The 21164-nt window shown below is 72.6% G+C and carries 22 protein-coding genes; 15 read left to right on the forward strand and 7 right to left on the reverse strand.

Annotation, left to right across the window (positions count from 1 at the left end):
* Window positions 1–8 precede the first annotated feature (8 nt).
* The 5 genes from OV090_RS08385 (at window position 9) to OV090_RS08405 (ending at window position 3604) form a co-directional block, all read left to right on the forward strand.
* Window positions 9–575, forward strand: coding sequence for a hypothetical protein (locus OV090_RS08385; protein ID WP_267703002.1), 567 nt, complete (start codon window positions 9–11; stop codon window positions 573–575).
* 2 nt (window positions 576–577) lie between these two features.
* A complete protein-coding gene (locus tag OV090_RS08390) occupies window positions 578–1606 on the forward strand; it encodes a hypothetical protein (protein ID WP_267703003.1) in 1029 nt (342 codons plus the stop codon).
* A 54-nt stretch (window positions 1607–1660) separates the two neighbouring features.
* The gene (locus OV090_RS50560) at window positions 1661–2128 is read left to right on the forward strand and encodes a GNAT family N-acetyltransferase (RefSeq protein WP_267703004.1); all 468 of its coding nucleotides are present in this window, start codon (window positions 1661–1663) and stop codon (window positions 2126–2128) included.
* 247 nt (window positions 2129–2375) lie between these two features.
* Window positions 2376–3122 (forward strand): hypothetical protein, encoded by a 747-nt coding sequence (locus OV090_RS08400; protein WP_267703005.1) that lies wholly within the window; start codon window positions 2376–2378, stop codon window positions 3120–3122.
* A gap of 11 nt (window positions 3123–3133) precedes the next feature.
* Complete coding sequence (locus OV090_RS08405; protein ID WP_267703006.1) at window positions 3134–3604, forward strand: hypothetical protein; 471 nt, start codon at window positions 3134–3136, stop codon at window positions 3602–3604.
* Here the strand turns inward: OV090_RS08405 and OV090_RS08410 are convergent.
* Window positions 3493–4542 carry a pirin family protein gene (locus OV090_RS08410; RefSeq protein ID WP_267703007.1) on the reverse strand — a complete coding sequence of 350 codons (1050 nt, stop codon included), beginning with the start codon at window positions 4540–4542 and terminating at the stop codon, window positions 3493–3495. The two genes, OV090_RS08405 and OV090_RS08410, sit on opposite strands and share 112 nt — an antisense overlap.
* Before the next feature lie 204 nt (window positions 4543–4746).
* Here OV090_RS08410 and OV090_RS08415 point away from each other — a divergent pair, with 204 nt between their 5' ends.
* The 5 genes from OV090_RS08415 (at window position 4747) to OV090_RS08435 (ending at window position 8055) form a co-directional block, all read left to right on the forward strand.
* On the forward strand, window positions 4747–5706 hold the full coding sequence (locus OV090_RS08415; RefSeq protein ID WP_267703008.1) for a hypothetical protein: 960 nt from the start codon (window positions 4747–4749) through the stop codon (window positions 5704–5706).
* A 102-nt stretch (window positions 5707–5808) separates the two neighbouring features.
* The gene (gene folE, locus OV090_RS08420) at window positions 5809–6411 is read left to right on the forward strand and encodes a GTP cyclohydrolase I FolE (RefSeq protein WP_346660356.1); all 603 of its coding nucleotides are present in this window, start codon (window positions 5809–5811) and stop codon (window positions 6409–6411) included.
* Between the two features lie 26 nt (window positions 6412–6437).
* Window positions 6438–6821, forward strand: a complete 384-nt coding sequence (queD, locus tag OV090_RS08425) for a 6-carboxytetrahydropterin synthase QueD (protein WP_267703010.1) — start codon at window positions 6438–6440, stop codon at window positions 6819–6821.
* Window positions 6822–6829: 8 nt separating this feature from the next.
* Complete coding sequence (locus OV090_RS08430; RefSeq protein ID WP_267703011.1) at window positions 6830–7345, forward strand: 6-carboxytetrahydropterin synthase; 516 nt, start codon at window positions 6830–6832, stop codon at window positions 7343–7345.
* A complete protein-coding gene (locus OV090_RS08435) occupies window positions 7342–8055 on the forward strand; it encodes an SDR family oxidoreductase (RefSeq protein WP_267703012.1) in 714 nt (237 codons plus the stop codon). Before OV090_RS08430 ends, OV090_RS08435 begins: the two co-directional genes overlap by 4 nt.
* 2 nt (window positions 8056–8057) lie before the next feature.
* Here the strand turns inward: OV090_RS08435 and OV090_RS08440 are convergent, their stop codons facing one another.
* On the reverse strand, window positions 8058–8420 hold the full coding sequence (locus OV090_RS08440; protein WP_267703013.1) for a hypothetical protein: 363 nt from the start codon (window positions 8418–8420) through the stop codon (window positions 8058–8060).
* 514 nt (window positions 8421–8934) lie between these two features.
* Here OV090_RS08440 and OV090_RS50565 point away from each other — a divergent pair.
* The 3 genes from OV090_RS50565 (at window position 8935) to OV090_RS08455 (ending at window position 12451) form a co-directional block, all read left to right on the forward strand.
* Window positions 8935–10041: a histidine kinase gene (locus OV090_RS50565; RefSeq protein ID WP_267703014.1), complete on the forward strand. Its 1107-nt coding sequence runs from the start codon at window positions 8935–8937 to the stop codon at window positions 10039–10041.
* Window positions 10038–10754 (forward strand): LytTR family DNA-binding domain-containing protein, encoded by a 717-nt coding sequence (locus tag OV090_RS08450; RefSeq protein ID WP_267703015.1) that lies wholly within the window; start codon window positions 10038–10040, stop codon window positions 10752–10754. Before OV090_RS50565 ends, OV090_RS08450 begins: the two co-directional genes overlap by 4 nt.
* A gap of 113 nt (window positions 10755–10867) precedes the next feature.
* The gene (locus tag OV090_RS08455) at window positions 10868–12451 is read left to right on the forward strand and encodes a carboxylesterase family protein (RefSeq protein ID WP_267703016.1); all 1584 of its coding nucleotides are present in this window, start codon (window positions 10868–10870) and stop codon (window positions 12449–12451) included.
* Window positions 12452–12642: 191 nt separating this feature from the next.
* Here the strand turns inward: OV090_RS08455 and OV090_RS08460 are convergent, their stop codons facing one another.
* From OV090_RS08460 to OV090_RS08470, 3 genes are all read right to left on the reverse strand, one after another.
* Window positions 12643–13623 carry a hypothetical protein gene (locus tag OV090_RS08460; RefSeq protein WP_267703017.1) on the reverse strand — a complete coding sequence of 327 codons (981 nt, stop codon included), beginning with the start codon at window positions 13621–13623 and terminating at the stop codon, window positions 12643–12645.
* A 300-nt stretch (window positions 13624–13923) separates the two neighbouring features.
* Window positions 13924–16221 (reverse strand): esterase-like activity of phytase family protein, encoded by a 2298-nt coding sequence (locus tag OV090_RS08465; protein WP_267703018.1) that lies wholly within the window; start codon window positions 16219–16221, stop codon window positions 13924–13926.
* A gap of 183 nt (window positions 16222–16404) precedes the next feature.
* Complete coding sequence (locus OV090_RS08470) at window positions 16405–17067, reverse strand: Coq4 family protein (protein ID WP_267703019.1); 663 nt, start codon at window positions 17065–17067, stop codon at window positions 16405–16407.
* A 72-nt stretch (window positions 17068–17139) separates the two neighbouring features.
* On the opposite strand from OV090_RS08470, the gene OV090_RS50570 reads away from it, so the two are divergent.
* Window positions 17140–17775 (forward strand): TetR/AcrR family transcriptional regulator, encoded by a 636-nt coding sequence (locus OV090_RS50570; protein ID WP_267703020.1) that lies wholly within the window; start codon window positions 17140–17142, stop codon window positions 17773–17775.
* Between the two features lie 51 nt (window positions 17776–17826).
* Here OV090_RS50570 and OV090_RS08480 read toward each other — a convergent pair whose 3' ends face one another.
* Both OV090_RS08480 and OV090_RS08485 read right to left on the reverse strand, forming a co-directional pair.
* Entirely contained in the window at window positions 17827–19314 is a 1488-nt protein-coding gene (locus tag OV090_RS08480) for a flavoprotein (protein ID WP_267703021.1), read from the reverse strand.
* Between the two features lie 49 nt (window positions 19315–19363).
* Window positions 19364–19786, reverse strand: coding sequence for a hypothetical protein (locus tag OV090_RS08485; protein ID WP_267703022.1), 423 nt, complete (start codon window positions 19784–19786; stop codon window positions 19364–19366).
* A gap of 177 nt (window positions 19787–19963) precedes the next feature.
* Here OV090_RS08485 and OV090_RS08490 point away from each other — a divergent pair, with 177 nt between their 5' ends.
* Window positions 19964–21037: a cupin domain-containing protein gene (locus OV090_RS08490; protein WP_267703023.1), complete on the forward strand. Its 1074-nt coding sequence runs from the start codon at window positions 19964–19966 to the stop codon at window positions 21035–21037.
* Window positions 21038–21164: the final 127 nt, after the last annotated feature.

The following is a 21164-nucleotide window of genomic DNA, read 5'->3' on the forward strand; positions in this document are numbered from 1 at the left end:
GACTATCCGTGCTGTTGTATCTGCTCACCGACTTCGCCCGCGACGTCTCCGGCGTCCGCGACCGCTTCGCCAACGACCCCGCCGCGGTGCTCGACGACTACAACGTCAAGCCCGCCGACTATGAGGCCCTGCTGGGGCTGCCCGAGGGCATCGTCACCCTGCTGCCGGTCGGGGTCGTCGACGCCATCCGCGCGATCAAGGACGTCCCGCCACCCACCATTTTGTGGCCGGGGCCGACCCTGTCGATCCGCAGCGTCAAGCCCGACATCGTCCGCGCCGGCGCGCCGGTGACTCTGGCGATCACGATCGAGATCGATCCGCCCGACGAGTTCTCTGGCGGCCCGGCGTTCGAGGTCGAGGTGTATTTCCGCCGCGAGCGCACGGTCGTCCGCGGCGCCCCGGTCCTGCCGATCCCGGTGCCCAAGCCGCCGGTCGACGTGGTCACCTTCGACTGCATCGCCTGCTTCGAGGAGCCCGGCGAGTACCAGGTCGACGTCGCGGTCACCCGCCTGAAGCCGCCGCCGTTCCGCAAGGTCGCCCGCTACTTCGGCACCCTCAAGGTCCGCGAGGCCTGAGCGTGCCGCCCGCCCCGCAAGAGGTCCTCACCGCCGTCGCGCCGCACGTCCCCGCCGCCCTGGTCGACCCGGCCCGCCTGCGGACGATCGCCGGGTGGTCGCGGCGGCTGCCCCCGGCCTTCAACTGGCTCGGCTTCGAGTGCCGGCTGGCCGCGGGCGACCCACGCATCGACTTCGCCGGCTGCTGCGAGGCGTGGGACGGCGGCCGCGAGCAATTGCTCGCGGCCCTCGCCCGCGACCCCGAGCTGTGCGGCCCCGGTCCGGCGGCGCTGGTGCGCGCGTGGCCGAGAGAGCCTGTCCTCAAGGACAGCCCGTCGGTCTGGCTCGAGTTCGACTTCGTCGGCGACGGGCCTCCGGCCGCGTTCGCCTTCCTCTGCCTCGACCCGGCCTGCGCCAACACCTTCCGCGCCCACCGCGGGGCCGAACGGCCGCCGCTCGCCGGCCTGGTCGCCGCCGCCGAGCGCGGCGCGACCTTGCTCCTTGGACATGCCCCATCGGCCAGGTCCATCGAATCGCTGCGGCGCGCCGCCGAGGCCCTGCCCGCCTCCGGCCGGGCGCTGCACGTCGCCGCCACCCCGCACCGCGGCGGCGACGACCTGCGGGTCCACTACGCCCTGCTGGCCCGCGACGTGCCCGCCTGGCTGCGCCAAATCGGCTGGCCCGGCGACCTGGCGACCGCCGAGCGGGCCCTCGCGGCGATCGGCGACGAGTTCCGCCAGGTCGGGGTCCAGATCGCCACCGGCGAGGCGCTGCGCCCGGTCCTCGGTCTCGAGGCCTACGTCGCCCGCGGCCCCGCCGACTTCCCGGCCTGGCAGCAGACGTTCGCCGCCCTGGCCGCCGACGGCGCCTGCGACCCCGAAAAGGCGCAGGCGCTGCTCGGCGACTGGTGGGGCCACACCACAGTGTCGCTGCCCGGCGCGCCGTGGCGGGTCGCCGTCCACCGCCAGTTCTACGTCAAGCTGACGATCGACGGCGACCACCTGCAAGCCAAGGCGTACCTGGCGATCTTCCCCCGCTACACGCTGCTGTGATTCGCGGATCGACGGTCATCCCCTCCGGCCGCCCCTTCGTGGTATCGGATCGGGGTGACGATCGCCGTCGTGCACGCCACCAGCGCCGCGCAGATCGAGCAAGCCCGCGCGCTGTTCCGCGAGTACCAGGCCTCGCTCGAGGTCGACCTGTGCTTCCAGGGCTTCGCCGACGAGCTGGCGCGCCTGCCCGGCGCCTACGCCCCGCCGTCGGGCCGGCTCCTGCTCTGCACCGTCGACGCGGTCCCGCAGGGCTGCGTCGCCGTGCAGGCGCTCACTGCGACAGACTGCGAGATGAAGCGGCTGTACGTCCGCTCCGGGCAGCGCGGCCTCGGCCTCGGCCAGCGGCTCGTCACGCAGGTGCTCGCCGAGGCGCGCGCGCTCGGGTACCGGCGCGTGTTCCTCGACACCCTGCCGTCGATGACCCGCGCGATCGCCATGTACGAGGCGCTCGGCTTCCAGGACGTCGCGCCTTACCGCCACAACCCGGTCCCGGGCACCCGCTGGATGGCCCTCGCGCTGTGATGGCTTCGACGCGAGCGAGGTGACGCTCGCCGGTCGCGCCTCGGTGCGCCGCCCCGCAGCCGCTCGCCGGCCGCGCTGGGCCCGCTGCGGGATGCGCCGCGTCCGTTGCGAGGCGATGCCGGCGCCGCTCGCTCGACGTTGCCGCGGCAGCGCCCTCCGCCACGTTGCGTGCATGTCCCCACCTCCGCTCCGCAGCCTCCGGTCCTCCGCAGCGCGTCTGGCGATCGTCGCGGTCTCCCTGTCGAGTATGGCGCCCACGACCGCGCTGGCGACCACGCCCATCGCCGACGCCGCGCCGACCGGGTTCTGCGACCCCGCGCTCGCGCGCCTCGCCGAGGCCGGCGAGGCGCTCGGCTACACCGTCCATTTCGACGAAGCCGGCCTCTCTGCGACCCGAGATGCGAGCGAGCTCCGCTGCGTCTGCTTCGACGGCCAGCTGACGATCGCCCTCGCCGAGGACGACGTGAGCGTCAGCATTGATTTCACGTACGAGGGCTCGAAATTCGGGCTCGAGCTCGCAGGTCTGTTCCCCGGGCTCGGCAGCGTTCGCCACGCGTCGAGCCTCGACGGGACCTCGGGTCGACTCACCGGCTCGCTCTCCTTCGCGGCTCACACTGCCGACGCCGCGGCCTTCGTCGAGGTCGATCTCGAGGGTGAAGTCGCGGCGGCCCACGGCGACGCTGCGCTCGTGAATCACGCCTTCGCACCGGTCCTGGCCGGCTCGACGCTGTGGAAGGACGCGCACGCCTTGAGGCTCGCTCTGGCCGACGCGCGAGCGCCGGGCCTCGAGATCGCGACTGCAGTCGCGGTCCCGAGCCCGCGCTGGTGGGGCGTCAAGAAGAGCATCCTCGGCCAGGCGTTCGCTTGCGGAGGCGCGGCGATCACCTGCACCGCCGCCGCCGCCGGGTTCTTGCCGGCGGCGGGCAGCTGCGTGAATTCGGCAGGTGGGTGTGCGCTCGCCGTCGCCTGCTCGCTGACGAGTTGTCTCGATTGAGGAGGTCCGGAGTGCAACCGCTCCACGTCCCGTCGGCACGCCGTCATCTCCTCGATCGGCCGCAGCGCCTCGGCTTCCTTCCGACCACGTGGTTCTGGAACGACGCCGAGCGGCAGCGCCTGGTCCTGCCGATCGTGCTGTCGGTGACGCTCCCGTGGATGCCCGTGTTCTTCTACCTCGTGATGCGGTGGCCGAGCGCCTTCGCCCTGTTCGTCATCGCCAACACTCTGGCGCCGTATCTGGGCATGGGGCTGATCGAACGCCACATCCGCCGCGAGCTCCGTCGCCGCGCGCTCGCCGACGCCGAGCCCGGCGAGCTGCCCGTCCAGGCCAGCCCGGCGCCGCCGCCGTCGGCCCGCTCACTGCCCGTTCACGCTGGCCGCTCCTTGCGCCCGTCGGCGTGGACGGCGAACCGGCCCTCCTCGCGCGCGTGCACCGGCCCGTCGCTGCGCCACGGCCAGCCGCCGAAGCGGGTCCGCTGATAGTCGCTGAAGGCCTTTTGGATCTCCGCCTGCGAGTTCATCACGAACGGCCCGTACGCGGCCACCGGCTCGGCGATCGGTCGGCCCTGCAGCAGCAGCAATTCGCCCGCCGCCTCGCCGTTCACCAGCTCGACCGCGAGCTCGGGTCGCAGTTGAATGCGATGACTGACCTTCACCGCGCGACCGCCCGCGCGCAGCTCGCTGCCGCGGAAGAAGTACAGCGCGCGGTGCGTCCCCGGCAGCGCCGCCGGCAGCGTCCAGCGGGCCCCGGGCGCGAGTTTGATGGAGGCGATCGCCACGTCGGTGTCGGGCCGCGCCGCCCACGAGTTCGGCGGCGGCGCGGGCGGCTTCGCCTCCGCGAATTGGCCGGCGATCACCGTCACCTCGGTGCGGCGGCCCTCGCCGTCGGTCGCCACGTGCGTCGGGATCGTCTCGCGCCACAGCATCGAGAAGTGCGGCGGCGCCAGCTTGTTCGCGCGCGGCAGGTTGAGCCAGATCTGGAACAGCTCGGCCGGGTTCGGGCCCTCGCGGTCGAGCAGCGGGAACATCTCCGAATGCACGATGCCCGCCCCGGCCGTCAGCCATTGCACGTCGCCGCCGCCGAACCGGGCCGCCGCGCCGAGCGAATCGCTGTGGTCGATGAGGCCGCTGCGCACGATCGTCACCGTCTCGAAGCCGCGGTGCGGATGCGCCGGGAATCCGGGCACCACGTCGCCGTGGTACATGCGCCAGCCGTCGATGCCCGCGAAGTCGTGGCCGATGTCGCGGCCGGCGAGCGACGCCGCCGGCCCGAGCGCCTCGTTGCCCGCCGGGTACGCGTCGTCGTGGTGGACGCAGAAGAGGAACGGGTCGAGCGTCGGCCACGGCGGCGGGCCGAGCGGGATCACGCCCAGCACCGCGTCGGCGGTCGAGGAGGAGGTCGGGTCTTGCTCGCGCATCACGCTCGAGTATGCAGCCGGAGCGCGCCCGCGTAAGCCTGGACAGTGGAACGCGCTGTTGTCCGTTCGGCAACAGTGGTCTGCAGCGGCCCGTACAGCCGTCCGCACGCGCTTGCTGGCGCACCCGCCCGGGCCCGCGCACGCCGGTTTCGCGCGCCGCGCGCGGCGCTTGTGACGGGCTCAGGCGCCGCGTACTGTGCCCGCATGCATTCCCTTACCACGCGCGGAATCCCGTTCTGCCGCCTCGTCGGCGCGGTGCTGGGGCTGCTGGCGGCCTGCGGCGACGACGGCCGCGACAGCGCCACCGCCACCGCCGGCATCACCAGCATCCCGGGGCCGACCACCGCGCCGCCGGGTACCACGACCACCGGCGACGCGACCACGGGCACCAGCGACGACGGCACCGGCACCTCGACGAGCGCGGGGCTCACCACCGAGCCGACCACCACCGACGCGACGAGCACGAGCACCGGGCCGGCGACCACCACCGGCGCGGCGAAGTTCGACCTCGGAGCGATGCCCGACGTCGGCATGACCGAGTGCGTGGATTGTGCCCTGACGATCGATTCGCAGCAGTCGGGCACCCTGGCGATCCTCGGCCAGACCGTGTTCGCCACCGCCGAGCTGCAGGGCGAGATCGTCTACGCGCTCGGCAACGCCGGCCCAGGCCGCTTCATCGCCACCGCCGACAGCAGCCTCCCGTTCAACGAGCAGTCCGACTGCCCGATCCGCGAATGGCTGGCCGGCAGCCCCGACCCGAACCCCAAGCTGTTCTGGTGGGGCTGGGGCGACTCCGACGGTCCCGCCAATTGGAACTACCCCGGCGATTCGTCGGGAATCCACCTGCCGCCGCAGTACGTGGGGAACCCGGCCCAGCTCGCGGCCGACTACGACATCGTGATGTACCTCGAGGGCTCGGGCCAATTCGACGGCGGTGAGCAGCCGACCGACGCGGAGATGCAGACGCTGCTCGAGTTCGTCACCATCCACGGCGGCGGCGCGTACATCAGCTCGGAGTTCGCGGGCTACCTCAAGGCGGCCGACTACGCCAGCGTCAACCGCGTGCTGATGCCGCTCGGGGTCGAGGCGCTCGAAGTGAACCTCAACTGGGGCGACGTGAACGGCCAGATCGAGTTCACCTGCTTCCCGGCGCCGGTCGGCTGAGTTCGCTCCGGAGAACGCGCGGCTCTCACGTCCGAAAGCTCGCTGCATCGGCCTTGGAGCCCGCCGCGCCGCGGTGCTATCCTCAAAACCTCAGAGGCCTCGGTGACCGATCCCCACGACCGTCCCCCCGCCGAAACAGTCATGCCCCCGATGATGGACGCCGTCGCCACGCTCCTGCGCGGCGTCGGCGAGGACCCGGCCCGCGACGGCCTCGAGCGCACCCCCGAGCGCGTCGCCAAGGCGCTGCGGTTCCTCACCAGCGGCTACGACCAGTCGCTCGAGACCATCCTGAACGGCGCGATCTTCGACGTCGGCCACGACGAGATGGTGCTCGTCCGCGACATCGACATGTTCAGCCTGTGCGAGCACCACATGCTGCCGTTCATCGGCCGCGCGCACATCGGCTACATCCCCGACCGCAAGGTCGTCGGCCTGTCGAAGCTGGCCCGCGTGGTCGAGATGTTCGCCCGCCGCCTGCAGGTCCAGGAGCGGCTGACGCGGCAGATCGCAGAGGCCGTCCAGGAGGTGCTGCAGCCGCACGGCGTCGGCGTCGTCATCGAGGCCAGCCACATGTGCATGATCATGCGCGGGGTACAAAAGCCCAACTCGTGGACGGTGACCTCGTCGATGGTCGGCGTGTTCCAGGACAACCTGAACACGCGCCAGGAGTTCCTCAACCTCATCCGCCACAAGGTGGTGTTCTAGCGGGCCGCGCCCGCAAAAGGCCGCCGATGGAGATCTACCGCGTCTATCACTTCGAGGCGGCGCACCGCCTGCCCGCGGTCCCGCCCGGCCACAAGTGCAGCCGACTGCACGGCCACTCGTACGCGATCGACGTGCGCGTGCGCGGGCCGGTCGGCGCCGACACCGGCTGGATCATGGACCTCGGCGACCTCGACGTCGCCTGGGAGCCGCTGCACCGCCTGCTCGACCACCACTACCTCAACGAGGTCGAGGGCCTTGAGAACCCGACCAGCGAGATCCTGGCGCGGTGGATCTGGCGCCGCCTGAAGCCGTCGCTGCCGCTCCTGTGCGAGGTCGGCGTGCGCGAGACCTGCACCTGCGGCTGCATCTACCGCGGCGAAGACGAAGACGACCGCCAACCGGCGGCCTGAGGCCTGCGATGACCGCGAGCACCGACCCCGCGTCCCTGCCGATCACGATCGAGCTCTCCAAGGAGGCGATGAAGTTCTCCGCGGGGCACTTCACGATCTTCTCGGCCGAGCGGCGCGAGCGGCTGCACGGCCACAACTTCGCGGTCCAGGTCAGCATCACCGGCGAGCCGGACGCCAACGGGATGATGGGCGACTACGCCGAGTTCAAGCGCATCGTGACGCGCCTGTGCGACAGCCTCGACGAGTGGATGCTGCTGCCGGGCCGCTCGCCGCACCTGAAGCTGCGCGAGGAAGGCGAATACGTGTACGCCGAGTTCGCCGGCCAGACGATCCCGTTCCTGCGCAGCGACGTGCAGGTGCTGCCGATCCGCAACATCACGGTCGAAGAGCTGGCGCGCCACCTCGTCAGCCGCCTGGTCGACGAGGGCAAGGTCCTCGCGGTCGCGCCGATCCACGCGCTCACGGTCAAGGTCTCCTCCGGCCCGGGGCAGCTCGGCGCCGCGAGCTGGCGGAGGGGCGCATGAGCGCCGCTGGCGACACCGTGGTGCTCACGGGCGGCAGCGCCGGCATCGGCCAGGCGCTCGCGGCCCGCTCGCGCGCCGACGGCCGGCGCGTCATCAATCTGTCCCGAAGGCCATGTCCTGTCGACGGCGTGGAGAACCTCGCGGTCGACCTCGGCGACGCCGCCGCGGTGGCCGAGGCGATCGTGCGCGTGCGCGACCTCGTCGGCGCGCGCGGCCGCGTCCACCTGATCCACAACGCAGCCTTCCCGATCGCCGACGCGGTCACCGACTTCGACGCCCGCGCCTGCGAGCAGGCCATGCGGATCAACGTGGTCACCCCGGCCGAGCTGACCGCGGGCCTGCTCCCGACCATGGCGCCCGGCTCGTCGGTGATCTTCATCGGCTCGACGCTGTCGGAGAAGGGCGTGCCCGGCCGCCTCACCTACTGCGCCAGCAAGCACGCGCTGGTCGGCCTGCTGCGGGCCACGGTGCAGGACCTGTTCGGCGCCGGGATCCACGCGGTGTGCGTGTGCCCGGGCTTCGTCGACACCCCGCTGCTCGACCCGCTGCGCGCGCTCGGCCCCGAAGTGATGCAGCGGGTGCTCGGCATGATCTCGTACGGCCGCCTGCTGTCCCCCGAGGAGGTCGCCGACATCGTCGCGTTCTGCGTCGAACGGCCGACACTGAACGGCGCGGTCATCCACGCCAACCTCGGCCAGCGCGAGAGCTGAGCTCAGGCGCCGAACACCGGGCGGAAGATCATCGCCGCGAGGATCCCGAGGATCAGCGCCGCGAAGGCGATCACGTGCCCGCGTCCGGCCCCGCGCTCGGCCGCGGTCACGACCACCACGTGGGCCGCGAGCGAGAGGCCGAGCCCGAGCAAGATCCACAGCTCGGTCAACGGGATCGCGGACAGCGTCGCCAGGGCGAACCCGCCGCACCAGACGATGAACAGCCCCGTCGAGGCGATCTGATGCGTCGCCCGGCGCCGCTCCTCGCGGGTCTTCGCCAACAGCGAGGCGCCCGAACCAGCGATGAACAGCATCACTCCGGCGAACTTCGCCAACAACACGAGATGAACGGCAGGCGTCTCCACCCGACGAGGATAACCGAGCAGCCCCCGGCGGCGCGCCCGCGACGACGCGTCGCAGCACTATGATCATTCGGCGCCGCGCCCGCCCCGCCGATGATTTCTTTTTTAAAAAGAAAAGGGAGCGCGTCGACTTGCGACCGAGCGCCGCAGGGTCGCGTGCTCGTGTCGTCGCAGGATTGCGCGCGCCGTGACTGCGCGGGTCGGATCGACGGATGTTCGCTGCGTCGGAGACTGCGAGGTATCGACAGCCCCGCTACGGGTCGCGAACCGATCGCGTCCTCGAGAGTTGCGAGGCCATCCGAGGACGGAATCCCGAACTCCCGACACGCAGCAAGTCGTTCGGCTTCATCCGCATTTCGCGAGGGCTCGGCCGCAGAGCGATGGTGCGCCCGTTCACTGGGGTTCGCGGACCATCCGCAGAGCCGGATGTGCGGACCGAGAGCTCGCGGCGAGCCGCCATCCATCGCGCTGTGGGCTGCGAGCACGCGGTCGGGTCGCCATGGGTTACACTGCGCGCGTGCGCGCCGGCGCCAGACCGCTCGAGGGCGTCCCCTCGGTGTATCGCCAGACCACTCGCGGCCAGTGGCTCGTGTTCGTCGGCGTCGTCCTGGCGATGGTCTACGGCCCGACCAACGCGACGGTGCAGGAGCTCCAGGCCCGCGGCCTCGCCGTCGAGAGCTGGCAGATGTTCGCCGTCGGCCTCGCCGGGGCTGCGGTGTACGTCGCGTCCGCCTGGCCGCTGTGGTGGGTCTTCGACCTCCTGCCGCTCACGCCCGGGCTGCGGGCGCGTCATGGCCTGCTACGCGTGCTGCTGTGCGCCGGCTACGTCGCGGTCGACGCCGTCGTCACCCTCGTGTTCCTCGAGCTGGCGGTCGCGCTGCTCGGCGCCGACCCGGGCGTGGTCGCGGCGCAGATGCAGCCCGGCGAGGTCGTCATGCGCGGCACGGCAGGCTTCGTCGTCCTGACCCTCGCCCACGCGGTGCTGCAGCGGGCCCACGAGCGGGTCGAGCGCGAGGTGCTCGCGCGTTCGCTGGCGCGGGCCAACCTGCGGGCGCTGTCGCTCGAGCTGCGCCCGCACTTCCTGTTCAACGCCCTCAACGGGATCGCCGCGCTCGTCCGCGACGACCCGCGGCGCGCCGAGCGGATGCTTGTCGGCCTCGGCGACCTGCTGCGCCTGACGCAGCAGGCGGGCGCGGAGGGGCAGGTGCCGCTGCGCCGCGAGCTCGAGCAGGTCGACCTCTACCTCGAGCTGCAGGCGATGCGCTTCGGCCCGCGGCTGACCGTCGTCCGCGCCGTCGATCCGGCCGTCCTCGGCGCGCGGGTGCCCGGCATGCTCCTGCAGCCGCTCGTCGAGAACGCGCTCGCCCACGGGATCGGCCCGCGCCCGGGGCCGGGGCGGCTCAGCCTCGGCGCCCGCCGCGAGGGCGAGACTCTGGTGCTGCGCGTCCACGACGACGGCGTCGGCCTGGCGCCCGGGCGCCGCGAACGGACCGGCGTCGGCACCACGCGCGCGCGGCTGACCGCGATGTTCGGCGAGGCGGCCCGCTTCACCCTCGCACCGGCCGACGGCGGCGGCACTGCGGCCGAGCTGCGACTGCCCTTCCAACCCTGGCAGGCGGCATGACTGCGCTGCGGGTGGTGATCGCCGACGACGAGCCGCTGGCGCGCAGCCGGCTGCGGGCGCTGCTCGCCGATCACGCCGACATCGTGATCGCGGCCGAGGCCGAGGACGCCGACGCCGCGCTGCAGGCCATTCGCAGCGAGCGACCCGACCTCGTCCTGCTCGACGTCGAGATGCCGGGCCTCGGCGGCCTGGCGCTGGCGCGGCGGCTCCACATGACCCCCGCGCCGCTGATCGTGTTCGTCACCGCCTACGCCGATCACGCAGTCGACGCCTTCGAAACCGGCGCGATTGATTATTTATTGAAGCCGTTCGACGAGGCTCGCCTGGCGACCGCGCTCACCCGCGTGCGGGCGGCGCTGGCGGCCCGGCGCGCGCTCGCGGGCGAGGCCGCGACGACCTACCTCGAGCGCGTCGCGGTCACCCTCGGCAAACGGACGATCTTCGTCGCCACTGCCAGCATCGACTGGCTGGCGGCCAGCGCCAACTACGTCGAGCTGCACGTCGGCGCGGAGGTCCACCTGCTGCGCACGACCCTGAGCGCCCTCGAGGCCCAGCTCGACCCGCGCGTGTTCGTGCGCATCCACCGCTCCTACGCGGTCCGGCTCGACGCGGTCAAGGAGCTGCGCAGCGTCGGCGCCGGCGAGTACCGGGCGATCCTCGCCGGCGGCGTCGAGCTGCCGGTGAGCCAGCGCTACCGCGACCGCCTGCCGTGAACCGCGCCCGTCCCACGAGCAGCCGCGTTCGTCCCCCGGACGCCGACCTTCGTCCCGCGCAGGCCGGCGCGTCGCAGTCCGTCCCCTAACCTCGCAGCACACGAGGTCTGGCGATGATGCAGAGCGCGGCGGAGCAATTGTTCGGAGTCATGACGGCGCTGTCGTTGGCGGCGCTGCCCCTGGCGTGTTCGACGAGCGACGAGTCGATCGTCGAGACCGACGCCGGTCGCGTGCGCGGCACGCTGACCGACGAGGTCCGCCTGTTTCAAGGCATCCCCTACGGCGAGCCCCCGGTCGGCGAGCTGCGCTGGCAGGCCCCGCGTCCCGCGAGCGCGTGGACCGAGCTGCGCGACGCCACCCGCCCGGGCAACCGCTGCCCGCAGGTCGGCACCGCGTACGTCGACATCGACAGCGACACCGAGGATTGTCTATACCTCAATGTGACCACCCCGCGCGGTCCGGGCACGTCGCGGCCGGTGATGGTGTGGATCCACGGCGACGGCGCGATCGGTGCCGGCGACCTGTTCGACGCTCGTCGGCTGGCCAGCGAGGGCGACGTCGTGGTCGTCACGATCAACTTCCGCCTCGGCGTGTTCGGCAACTTCGTCTACCCCGGCCTCGACGGCTCGGGCACGTTCGGCCTGCAGGACCAGCAGCTCGCGCTTAAGTGGGTCCAGCGCAACGCCGCGGCGTTCGGCGGCGACCCCGACAACGTCACCTTGTTCGGCGTGTCGTACGGCGCGACTGCGACGACCGCTCATTTGACGTCGCCGAGCGCCGACGGGCTGTTCCACCGCGCCATCCTCCACAGCGGCGAGGCGCTGATGGACATCGTCCCCGGCGGCATGGGCCCGGACGTGCCGGCCGATCCGTACATCTTGTGGGCTGCGCGCGACGAGCAGGAGCCGCTCGGCCTCTACGTCGCAGGCCAGCTCGGCTGCGACGATCCAGCGACGGCGCTCGCCTGCCTGCGCGGCCTGTCGGTCGCGCAGATCCTCGCGCTCCCGGCGGTCATGCACATGTTCCAGCCCTACGTGCCCGGCGATCCGATCCTGCCCGAGAACCCGGGCGAGGCGCTGCGCGCGGGCCGGTTCCGCGCGGTGCCGGTGCTCGCCGGTCACACCCGCGACGAGCACCACCTGTTCGTCGGCCTGTTCCACGACCTCGCCGGCGCGCCGATCACTGCCGAGCAATACCCCGACCTGCTCGCCAAGGCCTTCGGCGAGCAGGCCGAGGCCGTTGCGGCCACCTATCCGCTCGCAAACTACGCATCAGCGGCCGAGGCCTGGGCGCAGCTGCTGACCGATCGTCTGTGGGCGCGCACGACCTTCGAGCAAAACGCGATCTTCGCCGAGCGCGCCCCGGTGTACTTCTTCGAGTTCGCCGAGGCGAGCGAGCACGACCTCCCGTTTTTGCCCGAGCTGCGCACCGGGGCGCTGCACGCCGACGACACCGAATACCTGTTCGGCGACGGCTCGGCGTTGACGCCGGCGCGGCTGCGCCTGTCGGAGCAGATGATCCACTACTGGTCGAACTTCGCCCGCACGGGCGATCCGAACGGCGAGCAGCTCCCGACCTGGGACCGCTTCACTGCGGCGACCCCGAACGTGCTGGCGCTGGCGGCCGGCGAGGGCAAGATCCAGCCCGTCGATCACCGGGCCGAGCACCGGCTCGAGTTCTGGGCGACGCAGCCGTGATCCGCGATCGCGGAGATTCGACGCGCACCTGGCGGTGCCTGCACGCTCTGGCTTACCAATCATGGCAGGAGCTCGTCGTGGCCGACCCGGCGCCCGCCCCCGGGGGCCACGGCGTCAATCGCGGGCCCGATTCGCCAGCGGTCGCGGGCATCCTCGCCCGCGACCGCTCTCGTCTTACTGGCGCGGATCTCTCAGAACTTGAGCGTCGCCACCGCCCCGATCTGCGCCTTGCTCACCTTTTTGAAGGTCGAGCGCATCAGCTCGCCGGCCGCGCAATTCGCCAGCGTCGGGTTGCCCGCGTCGTCCTGCGGCGCTGCCGACAGCACCTTGCCATCGGGGCCCGCGATCGACAGCTTGATCGTCACCTTCTCGCCGCCGCGCGCGTGGGTTCGGCAGCGATCCAGCGCGGCGGCCTTGGCCGCGCGAGTGCCGTCGGCGATGTCGGCCGGCTCGAGCTTCTCGGGCAAGCTGTCCGCAGAGACAGACGCCGACGGCGGATCGGCCTTCGGCGGCGCGGCCGGCTTGGCCTTGCACTTCTCGGGCGAGAGCAGGCACTCGACGCTGTCGTTCGCCGGGCCGGACGGGGCGGCAGGCGTCACCACCTTGATCGGCGCCGGCTTGTCCGCGCTCGGCGCCGCCGGCTTGATGCCCGGCTTGCGCGGGCGCTTGCTCGGCCCGGGCTCGGCGGGCTCGACCGCGGCGACCGGCGCAACGGCCTCGACCGGCTCCGGCTCCGCCTCGGGCTCGGCCTCCGCCTCCGCCGCCGACGCCGACGCCACCACCATCGGCGCCTGCGAGATGTGGCGCTCGATGATCACCGGCGCCGGCGTCGGCGGGCGCGTCACCAGGAAGCCCGCGAGTCCCATCATTCCCAGCGCCACCACCCCGAGCAGCAGGTACAGCGGCATCGGCGGCGGCGCCGAGGTCGCCCGGCTGCGCACCGGCGTCGGCGGAATCACCAGCGGCGCCGCCGTCAGCTCGCTGAAACGGGGCGCTCGCGCCTGCGGGCGCTCGGCCTGCATCACCCCGCCGAGCGCCCGCACGTCGATGAGGCCCGAACCATCGGTCGGCTGCGGCGCCGACTTCGGGCGCTTCGCCACCGCCAGCGGCGCGGGCGCGTCGGCGACGGGGCCGACATCGAGCGCGCGCAGGCTGGCGAGCGAGAACAACACCGAGTTTTCATCGCGGGCGCCCGTCATGCGGCCCGCGCCTCGAACCTCCCGGCCGGCGATCGACTCGCCGCACCGGCTGCACCGCGGGGTCGAGGACGCGCCCGCGGCGGACAAGATCAGGGCACCATGGTGATCGCATACGAGGTTCATGACGGCGTACCTTCCATTCGCCGCAACTCGCCGCGACGGACAGGATCGAAGGACCGCCGTCGCTGGAGCTGCGCCGAGGAAATGAGGCTGCTGCCTCGAACGAGCCCGCGGCGCGATCGATCTACGCCGCGAGGTCGACCGCCCCCGTCGTCACCGGGGCGGCAACTGGAGCACCACGAATTCTTCGTCGTCCGGGCGGTCGTCGCCGCGGTGGCGCCCGACGCTGAACGGGAAGTTGTTGTCGTTGGCGACCAGCACCCGCCCTCCGGGCAGCAGCACCAGGCTCTCGATGGTGACGAACGGCATGGCGAAACGACCCTCGCCCACACCCACGTCCCCCGCGACCGCCGGCGCGAGCCCGTGTGGGTCGGCGATCGCCAGCAGATCGATCTGCCGCACCACCTCCGCCGTCGCGCCCGGAGCGCCGAGGGTGAGCTCGCGGATCGCCTTGTAACCGCCGAGCTCGCCCTCGCTGTCGTCGCGCTCGATCACGAACCCGCGTCCCTCCGCGTCGAGCTGAAAGTCAGCCGCCGCCGTCGCGCGCGGCTCCAGGCGATGGACCCAGCGCCGACCGGTATATGTCCTTTGCGACAGGTCGAACTCGTGGACCCACACCTCGCCCGCCGGCGCACCCGCGACCGGCTTCTCGAGCATCGGCAGCAGCGCCGGCGGCGAGCTGCGCAGCGCCATCCCCTCGAACCCGCCGCTCGTCGCCACCCGCAGCGGCTGTGTCCGCGCGGTCACCCCGTGCGGCCACCCGAGCCCCGCCAGCCACGGGCTCGGCGCCTCGCTCCCGAGCGGCAGGTTCACCCCGTCGGCCAGCAGCACCACAGTGCCGATCGCCGGCGCAAGGTCTTGCACGTGCCCCAGAGCACGAAGATCGAAGCTCTGCACCCACGCCCGCTCGGTCACTCCCGCGGCCGCGATCGCCTCGCTGACGCGCGCGGCGAACAGCGCCGCGAAATCGTCCTCCGGCGTCAACTTCGTCTCCACGCTGAACCGCACCTGCCGGGCGTTCGCGGCCCGGAACGCCGCCTCCGGGTGGCTCGCGCCCGGTCCCGTCGAATAGTAGTCGGAGTAAGCCGCGACGAAGCGGAACCACTGCGCCAGCGTCGGCGGCGTGTACGGATCTGCGAGCCCCGCCGCGCCGGCGAACGCGACAGTCACCGGCGACAGCGCGCGGTCGTGGGTCTGTTCGGGGCCGCGCACCAGACCGTCGCACACGAACCGCCGCTGCAGCTCCGCGATCGTCAGCGCCCGCACCGTCCGTGACGCGTCGCCGCCGAGCACGTCACGACATTTGCGCGGATCGAGCTGCGGATCGTGCCCCAGCACCGGCACGTCGTCCGCGGTCAGGCCGACATCAGTCTCGAGCGTCGTCACCAGGTGATCGAGCGCCGCCTCCATCGCCGGCAAAGTGTTCTCGGGCCGCAGGTCGCGCGCGCCGCGATGACCTTGCAGGTCGATCGCGTCGCGCCGCACCAGCCCGTCCACTCCGACGAGCTCCGGCACCCCGTCCCCGTCCCTGTCGAAGCTGCGCGCCGCTTTTAATAAAAGATCGGGCCGGTCGGAGATGATGCCGTCGACCCCGAGGCGCATCAGCGCGTGCATGCGCGCGACCTCGTTGACAGTCCACACCACCACCGGGAACCCGGCCGCGCGCAGCGACTTCACGTCGAACAGCTCGCGCCCGAGCTCGCCGGCCTCGTCGTCGACCACCATCGCGTGGTGCGGCGACAGCACCGGCGGCCGGGTCGCGCCGCGCTGTCGAGCGCGCCAGTCCAGCGCGTTCATCAGCCGCAGCGCCGCGCCCTCCTCGTTGTTCGGGTTCTGCGGCGCGCGCAGCTCGAGCCCCGGCCGCTCGACGTCCGGCAGGCCGATCGGCGGCTCCAGCAGGATGCCGTCGGCCGACGTGTGCAGCAAGAACGGCCCGAACTCGTCGCCGAACCACAGCGTCCCGTCGGGCGCGCGCTGCAGCGATTCGGGGTCGAAGTCGGCGCCGGTCAGCACCCGCGCCTCGCTGAATTGCTGGACGATCGGGAACGCGACCTCGCGCCCCGGATCGCGCAGCTCGAAGTACCCGACGACCTCGACCGCGCCGCTGCCACCATTCGCGGCGCGGGGGTCGAGCCGCAATGTGTAGACCCGCAGGTGAAAGTCGGCCGAGTTCTCGATCTTTCCGTAACCGTTGTCGGCGAGCGCGAGGTAGGTCCCGTCGCCCACCGCGACCAGCGCCGAGAACCCCTGCACCGGCTGCGACGAAAACGGCGCCTGCTGCCCGTGGATCGGCGCCGGACCGAGCCGGGCGCCCGAGGCCGGCCCCGGCGCGAACGTGGCCGCCGGCAGCACCGCGCGCCCGACCAGGGTCGCCGGCGGGGCCGCGGCCGGCCGCCCGCACGCGCACGCGAATGCCAGCACCAGCGCGCGCCGGATCGCCGCGCTACGCATGCTCGCCATCCCAAGCGAGCAGCGTCGGCCCCTCGCGAACCTGCGCGCCCAGGCCGGCGGCCCTCGCCTCGAAGCGCGCGCGGAACGACGGAGCCCGGCTCATCGCCGCGCGATCTGGCCCGCCCGGGCGCACCCTGTCAAGGGCGCTCCCCACAGACGAGGTTCGACCGCGCCGATCATGGCTCAGGCCGCCATCGCCGCCGTGCGCACGTGCTCCGGCGTGATCCCGAAGTGCTCGCGCACCTGCTCGATCGGCCAGGTCAGCATCGCCGCCCAGTCCGCCCCGAACAGCGGCCGCATCGTCTTGCCGAGGCGCCAGCCGCGGGTGATCGCCTCCATGCGGCGGTCGCCGTCCTCGTGCTGGAACAGCATCCCGTTGAGCAGCCCCGCCGACAGCAGCAGGTGCCCGAGCGGCGACTGCAGCTGGGCGATGTAGAACGCCTGCAGCCCGAGCTCGCCGGCCACGTCGGTGTCGAAGCCGAGCACCGTGTGCCACAGATCGTGACTGCGCTCGAGGTGGAGCTTCATCTGCGCTGCGTCGCCCGACGTGTCGAGCGCGCTGTGATAGACCCCCGTCGGGTCGAGCTTGCGCTGATCGAGGAACCTGGCGAATTCGCGCCCCAGGCTGCCCTCCGGCAGCGCGCGCAGTTCCTCGAGCTTGAGCGTCAGCGGCGGCAGCGGGCGGGCCAGGTACGCCTTCACCTCGGGGCGGGCGAGCATGCGCCGCAGCCCGGGCGACTCGTCGAACGAATCGGCGAGGGCGAACACCAGGTCGAGGCGGTCGGTGTCGCGGACGAGGCGGACGTAGGTGCTGGCGAAGCGGAACAGGCCGACGATCTTGCGCATGCGAATCACTCCCTGCGGGGCTTGCAAGGAAGATGAGCCTTTGCTCAGATCCTCGCTACTCGCTTTTGTCCCGTGCCCGCCACCGCCCGCAAGAAGCCCGCCAAACGCCGCCGCAGCCCGATTCAGAGCCGGGGTCAGGCCACCGTCGACGCCATCGTCGAGGCGGCCGCTCAGATCTTGGCGCGGAAGGGTCCGGCCGCGGCCACCACCAACGCAGTGGCCGCGCGCGCCGGCGTCAGCATCGGCACCCTCTACCAGTACTTCGCCGACCGCGAGGCGCTGCTGCAGGAGATCGGTCGCCGCCACGTCGCCGAGATGCAGGCCGTGCTCGCCGCCGCCCTCACTGGCATCGACGGCCTGGCGCTGCCGGCCGCGGTCGATCGCCTGGTCGCCGCGATCGTCGCCATGCACCGCGTGGCCCCGCGGCTGCATCAGGCGCTGCACCAATCGCTGGCCCGTGACCACCTCGACACGATCGACGCCTTCGAGGTCGCAGTCGAGGCCATGGTCTCGCACGCCCTCGCCAGCCGCGACGAGCTCGACCTGGCCCACCCTGCCCTCACCGCCACCGTGCTGGTCCGCGGCCTCGGCGGCCTCATCCGCACCACCCTCCGCCGCGAGCCCGAGCGCCTCGACGACCCCGCCCTCGCCCTCGCCATGCGCGCGATGATCCTCGGCACCCTCGGCGAGAGCCGCCGCCGTACGTGATGGTACTGTCCCTTGCGACATGCCCCTTTAGACATGCCCTTCAGGGCATGCTCATTCGGACATGCGCCGCAGCACGAACAGCCGCGCCGCCGGGGCCGCGGCCGGTCCCGCCAGCGTGCTCGCGGCCTCGCGCTCGAGCGCGAACGCCGGGGCGAACAGCGCCGCGATCGCCTCGCGGGAATAAAGCGTCACGCCCGCGGCCGGCTCGGCCAGCGTCTTCACGATCAGCACCCCGCCGGGCCGGAGCAGCCGGGCCATCGCCGCCGCGTAGCGCCCGGCCTCCGCGCCGGCGAGCAGGTGCAGGCAGGCGCGGTCGATCGCCGCGTCGAAGCGGCCGCGCAGGCGCGTCTCGGTGATGTCGTCGCACAGCCAGATCGCCCGGCTCTCGGGCGCGCGGTCGCGGGCCTGCTCGAGCGCCGCCGCCGAGATGTCGGTAGCGACCACCGAGTGCCCGCGCCCCGCGATCGCAGACGCCAGGGCGCCGAGGCCCGCACCGACCTCGAGCACCGCCAGCCCGGACGCGCCCTCGTGTTCCAGCGCCGCCAGCAGGTCCGGATCGGCCTCCTCGCGCTGCCAGGGCAGCTCGGCGGCCGCGTGCGTGCGGTACAGCCGGTCCCAGCCCGCGGCCCCGCGCGGCGCCTGCGACAGCGTCGCGCTCGCCCGCTCGCGGACGATCGCCTCGAGCAGCTGCACCACCACCTCCGGCGGCGGCGACCCGCCCAGCATCGGCGTGCGCGTCGCCGGCGGGTCTGCGACCTCGAGCGCGCGGGCCGGGTGCGCCACGTGCAGCCCGTCCGCCACCAGCCGGGCCAGGTTGCGCTGCACCGCCGGCTCCGCGTACATGGCAGGGTTCATCGACGGCACCACCAGCACCGGCGCGCGCGTGGCCAGGGCGATCGCCGTCACCACCGACGCGTGGTCGCCCGTGGCCAGCCGCGCGATCGTCGTCGCCGACGCCGGGCACACCAGCACCGCGTCGGCCCACTGCGCCAGCTCGATGTGCGGCACGCGGTGGACCTGGCTCTCCGGCCAGACCGCGCTGACCACCGGCGCGTGCGTCAGCGCCTCGAGCGCCTCGGCGCGGACGAACCGCAGCGCGCTGTCCGTGACCGCCGCGCGCACCTCGAAGCCGCGCGCCTGCAGCCGCTGAATCAGCGCCGGCGCGTGCATCGTCGCCGCCGCTCCGGTCAGCCCCAGCACCACCCGCGGCCCGCCCGCGCGCGTCGGCCTCGCCGGCGCTCCGACCGTCGCCGCCTCGAGCGCGCGCGCTCGCAGCAACAGGCCGAGCAGCTCTCCGATCACCTCGGGCCGCTCGATCGGCGCGCCGGCCAGCGCCTCGACGTGCGCCAGCACCTCGGCCCCCGTGTGCGGCGCCTCGAGGAACGCCAGCACCGCGGCGGCCAACATCGCCGAGTCGCCGGCGAGCGCGTGGCCCTCGCCGTCCGGGGACAGCACCACCATGCGCTCGCCGCATTCGTAGATCCGGACCACCGACGCGCGGCGGAGGTTCCATTCGGTCCAGCGCTCGGGATCCGTCATCTCTCGTCCTGGTTCAGCTCGCAGCCCGACCGGGCCGCCCGGGATGCTATCATATGATCAACATCTCGCACGCGCCGTCGATCCACGCGCAGAACTGCTGCACGCCGCAGACCGCCTCGTCGGTGATCTGCATGCAATCGACGGTGCATTGCAAGATCTCCGGCGGCCAGGCGCACAGCGGTGTCGCCTCGCAGGTCGCCTGATCTTCGATCGCCCCGCAGTCGGGCACCCCGTCGGTGTCCGTCTCCGTGGTGGTCGTCGTCGCCGCCGTCGGGTCCATCGTCGTCCCGGTGGTCGGCTCGGTCGCCGTCGTGGTCGTGGTCGTGCTCGTGCTCGTCGGGCCGTCCTCGGACGTCCCGGTGGTCTCGGTCATCGTCGTCTTGTCGTCCTTGCTGCAGGCCGGCGCCGCGGTCACCGAGGACACCGCCAGGATCGCCGGCACGCACAGTCTTCGTCCGATGTCGGGTCTCACGCCCGCAGCCTACCACGCCGCCCTTCGCGCGGATCGCGGACTCTGCGGCCCACGCCCCCCAAAAGTCGCGCGCTCGCTCGAGCTAAATTGCCCCGAGCCCCCGGGCTTCCCGAGCCACGACGTAACGCAACGGACATGTCCTCCGAGACATGTCCATCACAACAGGTCCCTCACGACATGTCCACGAGCACCAACATCCGCGCCGCCGAGGTCGTCCTGCCCTGCCCCGCGCTCGAGCCCACGATCGCCTTCTTCGTCGACGTCCTCGGCTTCCGCCTCGACGCCATCGCCCCGGCCGACGCCCCGCGGACCGCCCTGCTGAGCGGCCACGGCCTGCGCCTGCGCCTGCTCCATGGGGCCGCGGGCGCGCCCGGCGTCCTGCGGCTCTGCTGCGACGACCCTGCGCGCGTCGCCGACGGGGCCGCCGAGCTCGTCGCGCCCAACGGCACCCGGATCGAGCTGGTGGCCGCCGAGCCGCCGCTCGAGCTGCCGCCGCTCGTGTCCGCGCTGGTGCTCACGCGCGCCGGCGACGACGCCCACCGCGGCGTCGGCCGGGCCGGCATGCGCTACCGCGACCTCATCCCCGGGCGCCTGGGCGGCCGCTTCATCGGCTCGCAGATCGGCATCGTCGCCGGCGGCCCGGTGCCCGACTACGTGCATTATCACATCGTCCGGTTTCAGCTGATCTACTGCCTGCGCGGGTGGGTGCGCGTCGTCTACGAGGATCAGGGCCCGCCGTTCGAGCTGCACGCCGGCGACTGCGTGCTGCAACCGCCGCACATCCGCCACCGCGTGCTCGAGAGCTCGCCGGGCCTCGAGGTGCTCGAGGTCAGCTGCCCCGCCGAGCACGAGACCTTCGCCGACCACGCGCTCGCGCTGCCGACCGCAGAGCTGCGGCCCGAGCGTGAATTCGGCGGCCAGCGGTTCGTCCGCCACCAGGCCGCGAGCGCCCGCTGGGACGCCTGGCGCTTCCCCGGCTTCGTCGCGCGCGACACCGGCATCGCCGCCGCGACCGCGGGCCTCGCCGACGTGCGCGTGGTCCGGCCCCACGGCGCCGACGCCACGCCTGACGCCCGCCACGACGGCGAGCTGCTGCTGTGGTTCGTGCTCGCCGGCACCGCCACCTGGTCGGGCCCCATCGCCGAATCGCTGGCCGCCGGCGATTGCGTGGTGGTCCCGCCCGCCCTGCCGCACGCCCTCACCGCCTGCTCGCCCGATCTCGAGCTGCTCGAGGTGCGCCTGCCCGCGTGAACCCGCGAATGTCTTTTCAATAGAAACCCTCGCCCCCGCGACGGCGAGCCGCGCGATGGCGAGCGCCCATCGCCGACCTCATCATAAACCATCGTTTCGCAGGGCCGCAGCGGCCGATCACGAGCGC

Origin of the sequence: Nannocystis sp. RBIL2 (assembly GCF_026626745.1) — a bacterium.
Classification (GTDB): Bacteria; Myxococcota_A; Polyangia; order Nannocystales; family Nannocystaceae; genus Nannocystis.

Excerpts from the sequence above, each read along its gene's own strand:
- OV090_RS08400 (WP_267703005.1), top strand. The coding sequence starts at position 2,376 with ATGGCGCCCACGACCGCGCTGGCGACCACGCCCATCGCCGACGCCGCG.
- OV090_RS08410 (WP_267703007.1), bottom strand. The coding sequence starts at position 4,542 with ATGCGCGAGCAAGACCCGACCTCCTCCTCGACCGCCGACGCGGTGCTG.
- OV090_RS08415 (WP_267703008.1), top strand. The coding sequence starts at position 4,747 with ATGCATTCCCTTACCACGCGCGGAATCCCGTTCTGCCGCCTCGTCGGC.
- queD (WP_267703010.1), top strand. The coding sequence starts at position 6,438 with ATGGAGATCTACCGCGTCTATCACTTCGAGGCGGCGCACCGCCTGCCC.
- OV090_RS08430 (WP_267703011.1), top strand. The coding sequence starts at position 6,830 with ATGACCGCGAGCACCGACCCCGCGTCCCTGCCGATCACGATCGAGCTC.
- OV090_RS08435 (WP_267703012.1), top strand. The coding sequence starts at position 7,342 with ATGAGCGCCGCTGGCGACACCGTGGTGCTCACGGGCGGCAGCGCCGGC.
- OV090_RS08450 (WP_267703015.1), top strand. The coding sequence starts at position 10,038 with ATGACTGCGCTGCGGGTGGTGATCGCCGACGACGAGCCGCTGGCGCGC.
- OV090_RS08455 (WP_267703016.1), top strand. The coding sequence starts at position 10,868 with ATGATGCAGAGCGCGGCGGAGCAATTGTTCGGAGTCATGACGGCGCTG.
- OV090_RS08465 (WP_267703018.1), bottom strand. The coding sequence starts at position 16,221 with ATGCGTAGCGCGGCGATCCGGCGCGCGCTGGTGCTGGCATTCGCGTGC.
- OV090_RS08470 (WP_267703019.1), bottom strand. The coding sequence starts at position 17,067 with ATGCGCAAGATCGTCGGCCTGTTCCGCTTCGCCAGCACCTACGTCCGC.
- OV090_RS08480 (WP_267703021.1), bottom strand. The coding sequence starts at position 19,314 with ATGACGGATCCCGAGCGCTGGACCGAATGGAACCTCCGCCGCGCGTCG.
- OV090_RS08490 (WP_267703023.1), top strand. The coding sequence starts at position 19,964 with ATGTCCACGAGCACCAACATCCGCGCCGCCGAGGTCGTCCTGCCCTGC.